The following is a 16681-nucleotide window of genomic DNA, read 5'->3' on the forward strand; positions in this document are numbered from 1 at the left end:
TCTGTAACTCCGCGCCAGGCCCCTCCCGACGCACGGGAGCGGGCCTGGGGCAGTGGGCCAGACGTCAGTCCAGGAGGTTCGCCAGGCCCGCGTACGTGTTGGGGCCGGGGATGCCGTCGAGCGGCCCGCTGTAGCCGCCCCGGTTCGCCAGCGACTGGAGCACCTTGTACGTGTTCGTCCCGGGGGCCCCGTCAACGGGCCCCGTGTACCCGGCGCCGCTCAGGAAGGTCTGGAGGCCCCGCCACGAGTTCACGCCCGGGGCCCCATCGGGGGGGCCCATGTACCCGCCCAGGCGCGCCACCCGCTGCAGCGCCGCGTAGGACTGGGTGCCCATGACACCGTCGATGGGGCCCGTGTAGCCGAAGCCCCGCAGCACGGTCTGCACGCCCTTCCAGGACTGGGTGCCCATGGCACCGTCGATGGGGCCCGTGTAGCCGCCCTTCGCGGCGAAGCGCTGGAGCGCCGCGTAGGACTGGGTGCCCATGACGCCATCCACGGGTCCGGAATAGCCATACCCCCCGAGGACCTGCTGGACGCCCTTCCACGTGTTCGTGCCGGGGACGCCATCCACCGCGCCGGTATACCCGCCCGCGCTCGCAATCCGTTGCAGCGTCACGCCCTGGGCCTGGGTGACGGGCGGCACGGGACCGGAGGACCCGTCCAGGTACGCCTGGATGCCGTTATAGGTATTGGGGCCGGGGACGCCATCGATGGGGCCCGTGTAGCCACCGTCCTGGGCCAGCAGTTGCAATCCCTTGTACGTGTTGACGCCCGGGACGCCGTCGGCCGGCCCCGAGTAATACCCCAGCTCACGCAGGACCTTCTGGATGCCCGTCCAGGTCTGGGCCCCCGGCACGCCGTCAATGGGGCCGGTATAGCCCCCGCGGCGCGCCAGGTTCTGGAGGAGGGTTCCCTGCTGGGCGGTGATGACGGGGGTGCCTCCGCCGCCACTCCCTCCGGGGATGGCCGTGGGCGGAGGCGCCGTCGCGCCCAGCGGGGGCTGGGCCAGTCCGGCGAACGCGGACAGCTTCGCGACGTTCAGGTCGAGCGGAATCCCGTTCTGGTTGCCGGACGACGTGTACTGGTGGATCTCCCACGTGGGATAGGCCGTCCCCACGGACGGGTTGCCCGGCGTGCCCGTGTAGTGGGCAATCCAGAGCTTCGAGCCCACGGCCTGCGTCTGGGGCCAGGTGTGGGCCTTGAGCAGACTCGAGTACGTGTACAGGAACGGGGCCTTGCCCAGCCGCGTCTTGACCGCCTGCATGAAGCTCGCGGTCAGGGAGTCGTTCCAGAAGATGCCGTTGTCGATGGCCTCGTTGTCGAGCACCAGCAGGTCACCGGGCCGGTGGTCGTAGAGGTGGTCCACGAAGTACTGCGCGTCACCGGCCGGGGTGTACGAGCCCGCCACCCAGTAGTGCCCCACGAGCAGCCCGGCCGCGCGGGCCCGGGCGACCTGCTGGGTGTAGTAGGGCGCGACGTAGAGGGGAGAGACATTGGAGCCGCCGGCCTTGACGATGGCGAACTGGTAGCCGGCGCTCTTGATGGCATTGAAGTCCAGGTCCCGCTGCGTCGTGCCGACATCAATCCCATACACACCGCTCATCCCGGACGGGGGCGGCGTTCCGGGGTCCTGGGCCAGCCAGGTGGTGAGCCCCGCGTAGGTGTACTGCCCCGGGAAGCCATCCACGGGGCCCGTGTACCCGCCGAGCTGGGCGAGCCGCTGGACTCCCTTCCAGGTGTTCTCACCCGGCACGCCGTCGATGGGGCCGGAGTAGAAGCCCTTGCCGGTGAGGACCGTCTGGATGCCCTTCCACGTGTTGACGCCGGGCACGCCGTCCACCGCGCCCGTGTAGCCGCCCCGCTGGGCCACGCGCTGGAGGATCTTCCCCTCGTCGATGCTGATCTGGATTCCCCCGGAACCTCCACCGCTGCCGGTGCCTCCGCCGCTGCCGGTGCCGAGCACGTTGCGGATGAGCGGCGCGGGGTCGCTGACGTTCTCGCCGAACGCGGCGTTGTTGGTGGTGCCCCGGGTCATATGGAGGTGGGGCCCGGTCCACGCCGAGCCGTGGTCGTCTCCCGCGCCCGCCACGTACGCGATGATGTCTCCCTGCTGGACGGAGTCGCCCACCGCGAAGCGCGTCCGGATGACGTGGGCGTACCCGGAGAAGTCGCCCGGAGCGGACTCCACCGCGAGGGTGTGGCCCACGATGGAGGAGTACTGCACGCGGCGAACGATGCCCGAGCGGAGCGCGGGGATGGCCTGGCCCGCGCTCGCGTAGAGGTCCAGCCCCCGGTGCCCCAGGGGACCGTAGTAGGGGCCCTTGACGCCGAAGCGGGTCCCCCACCGGGACTCCGCGTAGAAGGCCTGCACGTTGGACGGTGCGAGGGCCTGCGCTTCCTGGACCACGTCGGTGGGGCTCCCGGAGCCTCCCGTGTCCGGGCCTCCGCAGGCGGTCAGGACGACGAGCAGGCCCCACAGCAGCTTCGTCGGGGTCGAGAGGCGGCGCGGGTTGAAGCGCCCTGGACGGGCTCGGGTATTCATGTCGCTCCCTGGTTGGATGACTCGAACCAGAGCAGATTTAGCATGAAAACGTGAAATTCTTGCGATGGAGGTGTCCTGCTCCCCTGCTGGACGCCTGGGCCTGAATCAGCGCAGAGGCAATCCCAGCCGCATTGCCAGGAATGAAATCATCACGTCGGCCGCGGCCTGGGTGTATTCGTTCGTCATGCGGCCATGAAGGTAGAAGGACATCCGCAGGCTCGCGGTGCCGAACTCCACCGCCAGCGCCGCGATGTCCGGCGAGCCCCGCGGGATGTCGATGCCGTGCGTCGCGAGCAGGTTGCGCGCGAGCGTGCCGAGGCGCGCGATCGTGGACTCGAGCGCGCGAAAGCTCACATCCGAGACCGGTCCGGTCAGCAGGACGACCTGCGCCGCCGGATGCGTGCGGTAGAAATCCGCCGCCTCCTGAACCATGCGCGTGAGCGGTTCCTGCCAGTCCTTGGCCCCCAGGAGGCTTTGGGCATAGTTCGTCAGGTGCGCTTCCAGCGCCGCCAGTTGGCGCTCCGCGAGCTCGTTGAGCAGGGCTTGGGGGGTCGGAAAGAACTTGTAGATCGTCGAGCGCGGGTACTCGAGACGCTCCGCCAGCGTCGGGATGGAGAAGGCCGAGAGCCCTGATTCGAGCAGCAGCTCCTCCGCCGCCTGGAGCACGGCATCGACCCGGACCTTGGCGCGCTGCTGCTGCGGCTTGCGCGCCACGAAGTCTGGGTTGGGAGCGGATTGACGCGCATCGTCAGCCATGGCGCTTGACTCCATTGCGTCCGTCGCGGACTCGCAGTCGGCCAAGCGGGTTCTTCCACGCCAGGGTTCGCTCGACAACCTGGCGGTGGCGGCCGAGTCCTTCCTTGGACTCGACGCCCGGACGGGCACCCGCCCAGCCCTGACTTTCGCAAGAGGCGGTTAGGCGACAAATGTCGCCTACGGCACTTTGGCGACAAATGTCCCTTTTCGGGGTGCGCGTGAAGTGCGCTCATACCGAGCGTGCGTCTCGGAAACTGATGTCTCCGAGCACGCGCCCAGCCGGTCGGACCGAAGCCCCATCCGACCGACCCACAGGCTGTCAGGAGGAGGGACGTCATGGCGGCACGTCTGACTCGAAGCGTTCTCGTCGCGATGTGTTTTGTCTGTGTCGGCGGCACACCGGCGGCAGCACAATCGGACCTGCTCGGCAGCAAGCGTGGAGGGCACTACTGGTTCGATTTCTGTACGGGCAAGTCCGATGCGACGCTCCTACCGCCCGACCCACGGTCACTCGTGACGCCGACGGCGAACAAGAACGTCGTCTTCAACGTGGGATGGAACTCGTGCATGAACCGGGCTCCGCTGACGTGTGGCGAGCTGCGGTCGACCAATGCGGCTGGAGGGCGGCTGCTCGGCGGAAACGGAAATCCCGATGCCGGCTGGGAGTTCAGCGGCCATTCCGCCTGGAGTCTCTGGTCGATGTCGGCGTCCCAGTACAACGCGCTGTGGCTGAGGTGGGGCCTGCCGTTCCGCCCTTCCGACTTCGACAACCTCGTCGCCGAGCGCTACGGCACCCCGCTCAGCGCGCAGCGCAATCCGTATCCTCTCCCGTTCGAGGATCCGAACCGCACGAACGGTGGCTCCGGCCAACTGCCGATGGCACTGACCCAGACACGCAACGCCGACGGCTCGTGGAGCGGGCAGATCGGCGTCACGTGTTCGGTCTGTCACAGCGGTCAGATTGGCAAGGCGAGCGACGGCGCGGGCCTGGGGGCGTTGCACGGCACCAACGGCCTCACCGACGCGTCCCTGTTCCTGGGCGAGCTCGGAGGCCTCAACCCCGCCTTCACGATTGCCTCCCTGAACCGCATCCGCGGCACGGGGAACATCACCAACTTCCAGCTCTTCGCCCTGCTCACCATCTTCGACCCCGACGGGACCATCCCCGGCGTCATCCTCAATCCGGAGATCTGGGCGGCCGGCTCGACCGGCACGGAAGACCCGCCGAACTGGTGGAACCTCGGGCACCGGCCGGTGAAGTTCTTCGACGCAGGAATGAGCAGCGACGCCACGCGCATCGAGCTCTCGTGGTACATGCCGGGCGCCGCGCTGCCGAACTACGAGGGCGGCTACGACTGGATCCTCGAAAACGAGTACGAGGCGAACACCTGGATGCTCGGCCTGAAGTCGCCGGCCTACCCTCTGCCGGTCAACACGGCGCTCGCGCAGCAGGGGTCGGTCTTGTTCCACACGCTCGACCTGTGGGCCGCGAACCGCAACAACCCGGTCGTGAAGCCGCAGCAGGCCGGCAATGGCTCGTGCGCGAGCTGTCATGGAGCCTACGCGCCGCGCTACGTGAACGATCCAAACTTCCTCGCCAATCCCTTGTTCGAGGGCATGGCGGCCAACGTCACGGCGATCAACGTCATCGACACCGATGAAGCCCGACTGCTCGCCAACGACGGAGCTGTCGAGACCCAGGCCAAGAACAGCTTCTTCGGGTACAACGGTCAGGACGGGTGCGCCGAAAAGTACAACATGATCGGCTATCTCGCGCAGCCGCTCTACGGTGTCTGGGCTTCCGGCCCCTACTTCCACAACGGCTCGGTGCCCAACCTCTGGAGCTTGCTCAAGTCGTCGGACCGCCCGCGCATCTGGCGTCGCAAGTCGAAGTCGCCGAGGTTCGGCGTTGTAATGGGATTCGAGACCGACCTCGCGACGGCCTATGACCAGACCAAGGTCGGGTGGAAGTACGACACGATTCCGTGCAGCCACCTGACCTTCTCGCCGTTCAACCACTGCAATCCGTGGGATCCGAACGAGACGCCGCTCATCGAGGGCGGGCTGTCGCTGCTGTACGGCAACGGCGCGCTGGCCTGGAACCTCCTCGGCAGCATTGTGGCCCCGAGTTTCTCGAACTCGGATATCGAGGATCGCAAGATCTACAACACCCGGATGTTCAGCCAGTCGAACTCAGGCCACACGTTCACCGACGTGCTGACCGATGCGGAGCGCACCGCGCTGATCGAATACATGAAGACGTTGTGAGCCGTCCCCCGGAGCGTGGCGGGGATTCGCTCGCCACGCTGTGGGGAGCTGGGCGAGGCTGGGGCCATGCCTTGAGTTCGATGGCCATGAGCCGCTGCATGGCTTCAGTGCGGCCCTGACGGTATCGCCGTCCTGTCGGGCTGGTGCTCCCGACGGAAGCGCCGCCAATTCTCGATGGGGGACCTTGGCGCGGGGAGGGTTTCCTCCCCCGGAGCGGTGATGGTCAGGCAGACGCGAGGCTGATAATCCCTCCTCCGCCATGTCCGAGGACGCCCCCGCCTTCGCAGAGCTCGCGCAGTTCACCCTGGACCGGGCCTCGCTCCGGTTGCTCCCCGAGTCGTTCTGCCGCCGCAACCAGGTCGTGGTGCTCGGCACGGTGGACCCAGAAGCCCCCGACGTGCCGGTGACGGTGGGCACGACGAACCCGGACAATGGGCCGATTCTGGAGCTCGTCACCGAGTTCCTCCGGCGCCCCCTCAACACGGTGCGCCTGAACCCCTACGAAATCGAATCCGCGCTGGAAGTCGGCTTCGGCGCGGGCCCGCGTGTCACGGCGGATATCGTGCTGAAGCCCGGCCTCAAGCTCACCCACTCGCCGACCACCGTGGAGCTGGTGGAGCACGTCCTCTTCAGCGCCGTGGAGATGAAGGCTTCCGACATCCACGTGGAGAGCTACTTCGACGACGTGGACCTGCGCTATCGCGTCGACGGCATCCTCCATCAGTCCTACACGGACATCGACCCGCGCTCGTTGCCGGGCGTCGTCAGCCGCGTGAAGGTGCTGGCCGGACTGGACATCACCGAGCGACGCCGCCCCCAGGACGGTCGCCTGCGCGCCCTCGTCGAGCGCCCCGAGGGCCGCAAGGTGGTGGACTTCCGCGTCAGCGTGGTGCCCAGCCCCGCGGGCGAGGACGTGGTCATCCGCATCCTCGACGCGAGCGTGGGCCTGGTCCCCGTGGAGAAGCTGGGCCTGTCGCCCGCCATGCAGGCCGTCTTCCTCCAACTGCTCTCCAACCCGGAGGGACTGGTGCTCGTCACCGGCCCCACGGGAAGCGGGAAGACGACGACGCTGTATTCGGCGCTGGCGCGGCTGAACGATGGACGGCGCAAGATCGTCACCGCCGAGGACCCCATCGAGTACTACGTCCCCAAGGTGAACCAGAAGCAGGTGACGCCGCAGATGCCGTACGCGACGTTGCTGCGCGCGCTGCTGCGCCAGGACCCGAACGTCCTGCTCGTGGGCGAGATTCGAGACCTGGAAACAGGCAGCATGGCGCTGACGGCCGCGGCCACGGGGCACGTGGTGCTGGGCACCCTGCACACCGCGGACGCAGTGGGCGCGGTGGCCCGCCTCCGTGGATTGGGGCTGGATGACGTGGACGTGGCGGATTCGCTGCTGGCGGTGCTGACGCAGCGACTGGTGCGGCGCATCTGCGAGCAGTGCGTGGAGGACACGAAGCCCACGCCGGAGCAGACGAAGCTGCTGGGGCGGCTGCTGGACGGAGTCCACACGCGCGCCGGACGAGGGTGCCCCGCCTGCAATCACACGGGCTATCGAGGTCGCTCCGGCATCTTCGAGTTGCTCGTCGTGGACCCGGACCTCCAGGACCTCATCGCGCACGGTGAGCCCACGGTGCGGCTGCGCCGACACGCGCGGAAGCACGGCCTGCGAACGCTGATGGAGGACGGGCTCGACAAGGTCAACGCTGGCACCACCACGGTGGCGGAGCTGGTGCGCGTGGTGCCCTATCGCCACATCCTCACCACCCGGGATGAGCGCTTCGGCGCGGAGTCGGACGAGGAGGCGTAGGCCCGAGCCCGAGTGGAGGGCGGGCCTCGCCAGGCCAGGAGCACCTCCGAGCACGGCTCTCGGAGGTGCAAGCCTGGGGGGACTGCTTCAACTCGCGACGGGCCCGAAGCCTTGCGTCACAGGACCTGACAGAACAGCAGCGCGGGCTCGGTTGAGGCCGTGTCGACCGGACACGCGAGGCTCGTGTTGGAGGTGTTGCCCCATTTGTCCGTGGCCAGGAGCGAGAAAGGCAGCTGGGTGTCGAAGGAGTAGATGTTCGGGATGGACCACGTCAACGAGTACGGCGCCTGCGTCAGCGTGGCGGTGAAGCCCGGGATCAGGCCTCCGCTGAGGTCGACGGACTGGATGCCCCGCGGGTCGCTCACCGTCCCCGCGGAGACGAAGTAGGTACGACCGGCACCAAAAACGGTGAACGTGTACGTGGGGCCGGTGTTGTCCGCGGTCACCGTGCGCGTCACGGGCGTGCTCGCCGCGCCCTGGAGGTCGCTGCACTGGAACAAGAGGATGGAGTCCCCGTCCTGCCGGGCCGAGGTGTCGACGATGAACTCGTAGGGTGCGGTGGTGTCTATCTGCATCACGACGCCGTTCTCGCGCATCTCGACGTGGTGAACGCCCTCCGTGTCCACGCACTGCACGGTGAACTTCGGGGACTTCGGCTGGGAGTCGTCACGGGTGATGCCCGTGATGACGGGAGGCGTGATTCCCTTGAAGAACACGGTCTCGAAGTTCGTCGTGTTGCCGCAGTTGTCATGGACCACCGCGTGGAAGGCGTGCGGGCCGTCGGCCATGTTGGCACCGAACTCCAGCACGTACCCCGGGGTGGTGGGCAGCGCCACCAGGGTCCCATCCACATACAACCCATAGGGGTAGACCAGGCCACAGACGTCCGAGGCTCCAAAGGTGAGCCTCACCAAGGAGCCCAACTGGGTCTTCTCGAAGGTCACCGCCGGGGGCGTCACGTCACGAGGCGCGGCCAGGGTCCTCACGCTCTTGTTGCCAAAGGCATCCGTCACCTCCACGGAGAGGTTGTGGGCCAGCGGATCAATGGGCGTGTACTGGACCACATATGACGTGGCGGAGTTCGTGCGAGTGGCGAAGACCACCCCGTCCACCTTGAAGTCGACCCGTGTGATGGTCGAGATATCCGACACGCTCGCGTTGACGATGAAGGGCGGGGCACTGCCTCCCACTGTCATCGAGACATTGGGAGGCGTGTTGTCCACATCCAGGGCGTGGTGGACCATCGTGACATTCAAGAAGCGGTCGAATGCCTTGATCAAGATGTCGTGGGTGCCGTCAGGCCAGGTCGACGTGTCGTATTCGTTGTCGAAGGGCGCCATGGATACGGTTGACCTCCACACGGAGTTGTCGAAGTACTCGACCCGTTCGATACCGGAGTCGTCGGTCGCCGTGACGGAGAAGTAGGGCTGCTTCAGCGGGCCCAGGCGGGTGACCGACAGGACGGGCGGCTTCTTGTCCAACACGACGGACACCGTCGTGGTGGTGGCGTTCTGCCAGAAGTCCCAGGCCTTCAGTCGGACCGTATGCGTCCCGTCCTTGAGCGCGGCCCCCGGCATTCGCAGGGTGAACTGCCAGCCCGGCAGCGGGAACGGATTTCCACCATCCAGTATCAGCTGTGGGGGTGTGTGGAACTTGTTGGGAGTCTCCGCATCGGTGACGGTGCCGGTGCATTCGATGTCCGCCCACACCTGGGTGCAGCTCAGAACGGCGGTGGGAGGGTTCGTATCGGGCAGGTCGCCCACGTTGATGGCGGCGAACGCGGAGCCCACGGTCTTCATCTGGGTGCTTCCCGAGGCGCCGTACAGGGATATCACCGCCTCGAGCGTGGCCAGGCGGGCCTGCGCGTAGTCCGCGCCCAGGGGCATGGATTGCACCGCGCGGCTCCAGAGGCGCAAGGCCGCGGTGGGGCCAAGGCCGGAGAAGCCTTCGGGGACCAGGAAGCTGCTCCACGGGTCCGTGCTCTGCTCTCCTTGCCAGGGAGTACAGCCATAGGCCAGGAGCAGGAACATGCGCGCCAGGGGGCCACCTGCGCGGTGGGTCTCCTCACCGCCGATGCCGTCGAACCAGATGTCGATGATCGGATCGATGAGATTGCGCATCACCGGGCCGGCCTCCTCACCCATGGTGAGGTTGGTGGTCTTCAGGGGCACGGCATCGATGTCGAGCGCCGTCCCTCCCACCCGCGCGGCGTCGCGGGCGAGCTCGGTGACGAAGCCGAAGATGTCCCCTGTTCCCTCATTCATGCCATGCATCTCCGTCCTGCCGGAGGGAAAGGTCGCGGGGTTCCTGGCCAGCTCCCGCATGAAGAAGTCATGGCCCAGCTCGTGGCCGATGATGTCGGTGGTCGACATTGGAACGAGCAAGCCCCCGGCGGCCGTGACGCCGGCGGGAAAGGTGCGATAGCCAAGCTCCAACCGCGGACGGGTGTTGCTGGGATTGTACTCCGCGTTGCCCATGGGGGCGTGCAACCAGACCTCGAAAGGCAGACCCGCTCCGGTGGGGCCATCGCGGCCGAGGAGGGTCTCGTAGACGCCCCAGGCCAGGTTCACGGCGAACATCGCGTCCACCGCCGCGCTCTCGCCGTTCTCGCCGTTCTCCGCGTTCGTGGGGTTGAAGAGGCGCCCGTCACCAAACTTCGCGTCAATGCTCACATAGTCTTCGATGACAGAGCCTGGGAGGCTCTCCGTACTCAGCATCGCCTGGTACTTGTTGCCCCGTGGATCCTGGAGCACATAGAGGCGATTCTCGAAGAGGACGGAGTGCGTGAGCCTGCCGGAGAAGTAGCCATAGCCCGACACGGGCTTGTAGGTCCCCCCTGCCAGGTCGATGGCCAGCGGCTCCAACCGCAGCAGCTGGCCGGAGCGGGCATCCACCTGCGCGCTCCAACGCCGCTCCACGCCGGCCGGTTCATTCCCCGTGAGCAGGTGCAGCTGGTGCACGAGCGTCAGGCCCGTCACCACGCGCTCGAAGTGGTCGGCGTTGTGGGCACGTCCGGCGGCGGGGGTGGGCACGCCTGGCTTGAGGCGGCGCTCCTCCTGGGGAAGGAACATGAGCCGGGACTCTTCCACCCGCGCCGAAGCGTCCTTCATCTCCGCGAGGACCGTGGCCTCCGCCTGGGCGGCGGTGACCCGAGCCTGCATCTGGGGACGCGTGGTGGCCGCGAAGCGGACGTTGGTGAGGGAGGTCACTCCTTGAGTCGTCCTTGCTTCCAGTCCCTGGATGGGGATGCCCTGGAAGTGGAGCGAGTGGCGGTCCCCCGTGTCACCGGGCGCCGGGACGAGCGTGACCTCCCGGAGGTCGAAGCCGTGCTCGGCGGCGAGCCGTTCCGCCTGGACCCGTGACGGAGACTTCTCCCGCGCGGCCTCGTCCAGCGGCGCGGAATCACAACTTGCGACCATGAAGACACAACCGCCCAACAACCACTTGCGCAATCCCATCGGACTTCCCCCTCTGGCGTATGGACTCATTTCCCGGTGATTCAGGGACCCCTGCGTCCTGCGCACCATTGTCGGAATGTGGAGGGAAAAGGTGCTTGCCGCGCTCCAATCCGGAGGGCCAGGTGCTCGTCGCCGCCTCCGTGCCCGCGCAGGTGAAGCTCCTGGGCGGCTGCTGGACGAAGTCCGCACGCGCGCCGGCTGAGCGGCCCTCCCGTCGAGGCATTGACACGAGAAGACTCGACGCGTGGCGGCGTCCCCCGCAGAATCGCGCGCGTGAGTGATTCGGGGGAGCAACCATCATGATGACCGTCCAGGAACTGCGTGCGCTGAGCTCGCGCCTGACCGAAGCCTTCTTCTGCAAACAGGTGGGTCCGTTCGTGCTGGTGCAGCGGCCGCCCAGCCCGGTGATGGCGCAACTGGCGATGAAGATGGGCGCGGCGCGCACGACGATGGCGCGGGACCTGCCCAGCCTGGAGCGGCAGCAAGTGGCCCTCTGGCTGCACTTCGACGCGCTCACCGTGGCCACGCTTCCGCCCGTGGAGGGACAGGATGTGCTCACCGTGGGGCGCCAGCCGGACTGCGACCTGGTGGTCAACGAGCCCTCCGTCTCCAAGCGCCACGCGAAGCTCTGCTGGTGGGGCCCGTCGGTCGGCTGCACCTTGGTGGACCTGAAGTCGAGCAACGGCACGTTCGTCAACGCCAGGGAGGTGGAGGCGGGCGGCGAGATGCACGTGCGGGACGGAGACCTGCTGGGCTTCGGCGACGCGACGTTCGCCTATCTGCTCGCGCCTTCTTTCTATTCGAAGATGAAGCGCGTCGCCCCGTGAGCGCCAGCGGCCAGTGAGTGGTGGGTATGTGATGGAACGCGGCGGACCTGTCCTCGAGTCGGTTGGTTTCCGGGGCCCGCGTGCCGCAACGTGGCCCCACCATGCCGACCCACACCCCTGACACCGTCTCGTCTCCTGGCCGTCGACTCGCACGCCAGGCCCTGCTGCTCACAACCCTCTCCACCTGCCTCCTCGGCTTGTTCCCGGCCCACGCCGAGGACGGAGCGCCCGCGCGCCGCGACACCCTGTTGGTGGGAAATACCCGAGGCAACAACGTGGTGCGCTACGACGCACGCACGGGAGAGTTCCTCGGAGACTTCATCCCCTCTGGCAGTGGCGGGCTGGTGAACCCTGACTCGCTCGTCTTCGGGCCGGATGGCCATCTCTATGTCGCCAGCGGTGACACGCTCGCCAACTCCGCCATCCTTCGCTTCAATGGCCGCACGGGCGCGTTCATCGACACCTTCGCGTCGGGCGCGGGCCTGTTCCGCCCCTATGGACAGGCGTTCGGACCGGATGGCCTGCTCTACGTGAGCAGCTTCCTCACGGACAAGATTCTCCGCTTCAACGCCCGGACGGGCGCCTTCGTGGATGTCTTTGCCTCCGGCAACGGCCTGCCCGGTGGCCTCAATGGTCCCAACTTCCTGGCGTTCGGACCGGACCATCGGCTCTATGTCACCACCCAGGGTTCGGTCGCCGTGGACGGCGTCCCCACGTTCCCCGGCCTGCCGAGTCAGGTGCTGCGCTTTGACCTCTGGTCTCGACGGTCCGAGGTGTTCATCGACCAGCCCGCGCCGTCACCGGATGGAGCGGGCTTCATCAGCCTGCTCGGGCTGGCCTTCAGTCCTGGCTGCTCGCGGCTCTTTGGTGACTGCGACCTGCTGGTCAGCGACTTCGCCAACGACATCCACCGCTATGACTTCTGGACGCGGCGGATGGAGTCCACGCTGTCCACCAACTACACCGGCACCGTGCCGACGAAGAACTTCCGTGGCGGCGTCGTCTTCGGCACCCACGAGCGCATCTACACGGTGGGCTTCGACTTCACGGACCCGGCGCTGAGCGGCGCGGTGCTGCGCTTCGATGGCCGCGATGACAGCCCGCTTCCTTCTCCGGGAAACAGCGGCGCCCTCCTCGTGCCGCCCTCCACGGACCTGTTGCGTCCGGTGGGCATCGCCTTCGTTCCTGGCCGCTGAAGGCCCGGCGCGTCACCGTGACCTGGAACGCGAGCTGAGCAGGAACCAGGCGGTCAGCAAGACCACGGAGCCCAGCATGACCGCCAGCGGCAGGGGGAGGTGGGCGTGTTTCACGCCCAGGTAGAGCAGAAAGCCTATCCCGCCCAGCACCAGCACGATGAGGACCATGGACAGAAGAATCATGGGCAGCACCGAGCCCACCGCCATGAACAAGAGGCCGCGGACCATCAGCCCGAGTGCGGCGTCGACGGCGAGGTCCGGCAGCGACTGGGACCCCATGGACCTCCGAGCGCAGGCCTGACAGACGCGCACCCCGTTCCTCACCTCCGGCTCCTCGCGGAGACGGGCGCCGCAGACCTGACAGTCTCCGCCCAGGCCCAGCTTGTACCGCCAGGACCCAGGGCGCTTGGGAGTGGCCATGGGAGAAGCGTAGGGACTCCCCGTTACGCGAATGTCACGCGTGGAGCGCCGTCTTCGTGTGGAGGCCCGGGTCCCCCGGTAGGATGTCCCTCGGGTGTGTGAGCGCACCCCTGGAGGGATGGCGACGTGGACGCGAAGCCGGACGACTTTGGACCGCCGAGAGATGAGCAGGAGCTGTCCGCCGTGGCGGACATCCTGATGCATGCCTATGCGATGACGCCCGCGGACTGCCTCGCGTGGAGGCAGCGGCTGGATGCGCGCGACCTGCGCCTCTTGCGCGACGGAGGGAAGGTTGCGGGCACGCTGGTTTCCATCCGGAAGGGGCAGTGGTTCGGCGGGCGCAGCGTGCCCGTCGTCGGTGTGGGCGGCGTGGGTGTCTCGCCGCTGCACCGGGGGCAGGGGACAGCGACGCGGCTGATGACTCGACTGGTCCAAGAGGCGCGCGAGTCGGGCGCGGCGCTCTCCATCCTCTATCCCGCCACCCAGCCCCTCTATCGGCGCGCGGGCTATGAGCAGGCCGGGGCGCGCTACGAGACGCGCGTGCAGATGTCCGCGCTGGAGATGGGCGAGCGCACGCTGTCCCTGCGAGCCATCGAGTCGCGCGACGAGGCGGCCATCGCCGCGTGCTACACGAGCGTGGCCCGCTTCCGTCAGGGCTGGCTGGACCGGAGCGAGTTCTCCTGGGGGCGCGTGCGCAACCCTCGCTCCGAGCCCGTCCACGGCTACCTCGTGGAGGGCAGCGCCGGAGTGGAGGGCTACGTCTACCTGGCGCGCCGTCCGCTCAAGGACTTGAAGCAGGAGCTGGCCCTCACGGACATCGTCGCCACCACGCCCGCCGCGGCGCGCCGGCTCCTCCGCTTCCTGGGCGACCACCACTCCCTGGGCACGGAGGTGGTCTGGTACGGCGGCCCGGACGACCCGTTCCTCCTCTTGCTGCGCGAGCAGTCCTATTCGGTGAAGGTGTACATGCACTGGATGGTGCGCGTGCTGGACGTGGTCTCCGCGCTGGAGGCCCGTGGCTGGACGCCGGGGCTCTCCGGCGCGCTGCACCTGGAAGTGATGGACGAACTCTTCCCGGAGAACCAGGGCCGCTTCGTGCTGGAGGTGGCGGACGGCGTGGGCCGGGTGAAGCGGGGTGGCGAGGGCCGGCTGCGGCTGGATATCCGCCAACTGGGCCCGCTGTACACCGGCTTCCAGTCCGCGGCCTCCCTGCGCTCGGTGGGGCTGGTGGAGGCGGATGACGCCTCCGTGCAGGCGGCGATGGCGCTGTTCTCCGGGCCTCAGCCATCGCTGCGGGACATGTTCTGAGAGGGAACGCGCGGCCCCACCCCCAGGCCCTGGTGGCCCTCCGTCGGGCGCCAGGGCGCTTGGATGGGGGGCCGGGCCGTCAGGTGGCTACCGCGCCGAGGGCGGGTGGTGGTAGGAGCCCGAGACCTCATTGACAGGGGAGCAGTCCATGCGGGCGTTCGTCACCGGTGGTTCCGGTTTCGTGGGCAGGTACCTTCTCGCGGCGCTCAAGGCTCGCGGCGACGAGGCTCGCGCGTTGGCGCGCTCGCCGGAGTCCGTCGCGACGGTGGTGGCGGCGGGGGCGGAGCCCTTCGAGGGCGACCTGTCGGAAGTGGCGAAGCTGCGGGAGGGCATGGAGGGCTGTGACACCGTCTTCCACTCGGCCGCGCTGGTGAAGTCGTGGGCGCCTCGCGCTGAGTACTACGAGGCCAACGTGCGCGGCACGGAGCGCGTGCTGGAGGCCGCGCGCGCGGCGGGTGTGAAGCGACTGGTGCACGTCAGCACGGAGGCGGTGATGGCGGACGGCACGCCGCTGGTGAAGGTGAACGAGACCTGGCCGCTGCCGGAGCGCCCCATCGGGGACTATCCGTCCACCAAGGGCGAGTCCGAGCGCCGGGTGCTGAGCGTGAACTCCGCGGACTTCACCACCGTGGCGGTGCGTCCGCGCCTCGTCTGGGGACGCGGGGACACGTCGGTGCTGCCGCAGATGGTGGAGGCGGTGCGCACCAAACGCTTCAAGTGGGTGGGGGATGGTCGCTACCTCACGTCCACCTGCCACGTGGCCAACTGCGTGGAGGGCCTGCTGCTGGCGGCGGAGAAGGGCCGGGGTGGCGAGGCGTACTTCCTCACCGACGGCGAGCCGGTGGTGTTCCGCGACTTCGTCACCGCGATGCTCAAGTCGCAGGGCGTGGACCCGGGCAACAGCACGATTCCCTACGGGCTGGCCGCCACGGTGGCCACGCTGGCGGACCTGGCGTGGGGAACCTTCGGCCTGCCGGGCCGCCCGCCGCTCAGCCGCACCGAGGTGCTGCTGATTGGACGCGAGGTGACGGTGAGCGACGAGAAGGCCCGCCAGGAGCTGGGCTACGAGGGGCGGATGCCGCGCGCCATCGGGCTGAAGGAGATGGAAGCGGAGTTCCAGGAGCGGTCATCGCGCGCGGCGTGAGGCGCGACACGTGCGTGTGCGCTAGCCTTGTTCGCGGCGGCTGACACACGAGGAGGATGGGCCATGCGAAGGTTCGAGTTCGTCGAGGGAACCAGCTCCAAGTTCTGGCAGCCGGAGGTTCAGGGCAACCTCTTCATCGTCACGTTCGGGCGAATCGGCACCGCGGGGCAGCGCAAGGAGAAGGCGTTCCCCGACGCGGCTGGCGCCGAGCGTGAGTACGAGAAGAAGGTCGCCGAGAAGGTGCGCGAGGGCTACCAGGAGGTGACGGCCGGTGGCGCCGCGGCCACTCCAACCCCGGCCGCCGCGCCGCGTGCGCCCGAGAAGGTTCCGCTGCCCCGCCGCGTGCCCGTCGCCACGCCCACGCAGGAGACGTTCAAGGCCGCCGCGGATGCGCTCGCGGCGCTGCGGGCGCGCCTGGGCTGGCGAAGCTGGGAGGTGACGTCACGGGCTCGAAGCGCTCGCAGGGCGCTGCGGGCCCTGGGCGGCGTGGACCCGGCCGCGCACGCGGAGCTGGCCGCGACCTTCGATGCGCTGATGGCGCGCGTCGTCGCCACTCCGAAGGAAGGCCGGCTGCCGCTGCGTCACGCGCTGGGGCTGCTGAGCGAACTGGACGTGGCGGCCTTCTCCCGCGCAGTGGAGGCGTGGCGCCGCGCACCGGAGACGGAGGCGCTGGCCATGGTGCGGCGGGCGGAGTCGCTCGGTGAGCCGGAACTCGCGCTGCGGCTGGGGCTGCTGCTCGCGGAGCGTCCCGGCATGAAGGGCAGCGCGTCCGAGGAAGGCTGGGGCAAGCGCTGGGGCCAGTTGCGCCCGCATGTCGAGGCGAAGCTGTCCTCGTCGGGTGGCTCGCTGACGGAGTGGGTGAAGGGTGTGAGCCCGGGCAGCGATACGCAGCTCGCCGGTCGGCTCTCGCGCCTGGAGGCGTGAGGCGCGACGCGGCGCGAGGGGGACGCAT

11 protein-coding genes and 1 pseudogene are annotated in these 16681 nt (G+C 68.3%); 7 read left to right on the top strand and 5 right to left on the bottom strand.

Annotation, left to right across the window (positions count from 1 at the left end):
* Positions 1-64: 64 nt before the first annotated feature.
* From HUA74_RS00195 to HUA74_RS46755, 3 genes and pseudogenes are all read right to left on the bottom strand, one after another.
* A complete protein-coding gene (locus HUA74_RS00195; RefSeq protein ID WP_174452959.1) occupies positions 65-2542 on the bottom strand; it encodes a GH25 family lysozyme in 2478 nt (825 codons plus the stop codon).
* A gap of 105 nt (positions 2543-2647) precedes the next feature.
* The gene (locus tag HUA74_RS00200; protein WP_174452960.1) at positions 2648-3298 is read right to left on the bottom strand and encodes a TetR/AcrR family transcriptional regulator; all 651 of its coding nucleotides are present in this window, start codon (positions 3296-3298) and stop codon (positions 2648-2650) included.
* A 25-nt stretch (positions 3299-3323) separates the two neighbouring features.
* Positions 3324-3425, bottom strand: a pseudogene (locus HUA74_RS46755) (IS5/IS1182 family transposase); the annotation flags it as partial.
* A gap of 209 nt (positions 3426-3634) precedes the next feature.
* On the opposite strand from HUA74_RS46755, the gene HUA74_RS00205 reads away from it, so the two are divergent.
* Together HUA74_RS00205 and HUA74_RS00210 are read left to right on the top strand one after the other, a co-directional pair.
* On the top strand, positions 3635-5566 hold the full coding sequence (locus tag HUA74_RS00205) for a hypothetical protein (protein WP_174452961.1): 1932 nt from the start codon (positions 3635-3637) through the stop codon (positions 5564-5566).
* Between the two features lie 259 nt (positions 5567-5825).
* Entirely contained in the window at positions 5826-7376 is a 1551-nt protein-coding gene (locus tag HUA74_RS00210) for a GspE/PulE family protein (protein ID WP_174452962.1), read from the top strand.
* A 116-nt stretch (positions 7377-7492) separates the two neighbouring features.
* Here HUA74_RS00210 and HUA74_RS00215 read toward each other — a convergent pair whose 3' ends face one another.
* The gene (locus HUA74_RS00215; RefSeq protein ID WP_174452963.1) at positions 7493-10834 is read right to left on the bottom strand and encodes an Ig-like domain-containing protein; all 3342 of its coding nucleotides are present in this window, start codon (positions 10832-10834) and stop codon (positions 7493-7495) included.
* Positions 10835-11133: 299 nt separating this feature from the next.
* Between HUA74_RS00215 and HUA74_RS00220 the strand changes: the two genes are divergently transcribed.
* Positions 11134-11661: an FHA domain-containing protein gene (locus tag HUA74_RS00220; RefSeq protein WP_141640682.1), complete on the top strand. Its 528-nt coding sequence runs from the start codon at positions 11134-11136 to the stop codon at positions 11659-11661.
* A 101-nt stretch (positions 11662-11762) separates the two neighbouring features.
* Positions 11763-12857, top strand: coding sequence for a PEP-CTERM sorting domain-containing protein (locus HUA74_RS00225; RefSeq protein WP_174452964.1), 1095 nt, complete (start codon positions 11763-11765; stop codon positions 12855-12857).
* 12 nt (positions 12858-12869) lie between these two features.
* On the opposite strand, the gene HUA74_RS00230 is transcribed toward HUA74_RS00225, so the two are convergent.
* A complete protein-coding gene (locus HUA74_RS00230) occupies positions 12870-13277 on the bottom strand; it encodes a hypothetical protein (protein ID WP_174452965.1) in 408 nt (135 codons plus the stop codon).
* A gap of 126 nt (positions 13278-13403) precedes the next feature.
* On the opposite strand from HUA74_RS00230, the gene eis reads away from it, so the two are divergent.
* From eis to HUA74_RS00245, 3 genes are all read left to right on the top strand, one after another.
* On the top strand, positions 13404-14585 hold the full coding sequence (gene eis, locus HUA74_RS00235) for an enhanced intracellular survival protein Eis (RefSeq protein WP_371817175.1): 1182 nt from the start codon (positions 13404-13406) through the stop codon (positions 14583-14585).
* A gap of 148 nt (positions 14586-14733) precedes the next feature.
* Entirely contained in the window at positions 14734-15729 is a 996-nt protein-coding gene (locus HUA74_RS00240; protein ID WP_174452966.1) for an NAD-dependent epimerase/dehydratase family protein, read from the top strand.
* A 63-nt stretch (positions 15730-15792) separates the two neighbouring features.
* A complete protein-coding gene (locus HUA74_RS00245) occupies positions 15793-16653 on the top strand; it encodes a WGR domain-containing protein (RefSeq protein WP_141640678.1) in 861 nt (286 codons plus the stop codon).
* Positions 16654-16681 lie beyond the last annotated feature (28 nt).

It is taken from the genome of Myxococcus sp. CA051A (assembly GCF_013336705.1).
GTDB lineage: Bacteria > Myxococcota > Myxococcia > Myxococcales > Myxococcaceae > Myxococcus > Myxococcus llanfairpwllgwyngyllgogerychwyrndrobwllllantysiliogogogochensis.

What these genes read in the sequence shown, in the direction of transcription:
- HUA74_RS00195 (WP_174452959.1), bottom strand. Translation starts at nt 2,542, where the DNA reads ATGAATACCCGAGCCCGTCCAGGGCGCTTCAACCCGCGCCGCCTCTCG.
- HUA74_RS00200 (WP_174452960.1), bottom strand. Translation starts at nt 3,298, where the DNA reads ATGGCTGACGATGCGCGTCAATCCGCTCCCAACCCAGACTTCGTGGCG.
- HUA74_RS00205 (WP_174452961.1), top strand. Translation starts at nt 3,635, where the DNA reads ATGGCGGCACGTCTGACTCGAAGCGTTCTCGTCGCGATGTGTTTTGTC.
- HUA74_RS00210 (WP_174452962.1), top strand. Translation starts at nt 5,826, where the DNA reads ATGTCCGAGGACGCCCCCGCCTTCGCAGAGCTCGCGCAGTTCACCCTG.
- HUA74_RS00215 (WP_174452963.1), bottom strand. Translation starts at nt 10,834, where the DNA reads ATGGGATTGCGCAAGTGGTTGTTGGGCGGTTGTGTCTTCATGGTCGCA.
- HUA74_RS00220 (WP_141640682.1), top strand. Translation starts at nt 11,134, where the DNA reads ATGATGACCGTCCAGGAACTGCGTGCGCTGAGCTCGCGCCTGACCGAA.
- HUA74_RS00225 (WP_174452964.1), top strand. Translation starts at nt 11,763, where the DNA reads ATGCCGACCCACACCCCTGACACCGTCTCGTCTCCTGGCCGTCGACTC.
- HUA74_RS00230 (WP_174452965.1), bottom strand. Translation starts at nt 13,277, where the DNA reads ATGGCCACTCCCAAGCGCCCTGGGTCCTGGCGGTACAAGCTGGGCCTG.
- HUA74_RS00240 (WP_174452966.1), top strand. Translation starts at nt 14,734, where the DNA reads ATGCGGGCGTTCGTCACCGGTGGTTCCGGTTTCGTGGGCAGGTACCTT.
- HUA74_RS00245 (WP_141640678.1), top strand. Translation starts at nt 15,793, where the DNA reads ATGCGAAGGTTCGAGTTCGTCGAGGGAACCAGCTCCAAGTTCTGGCAG.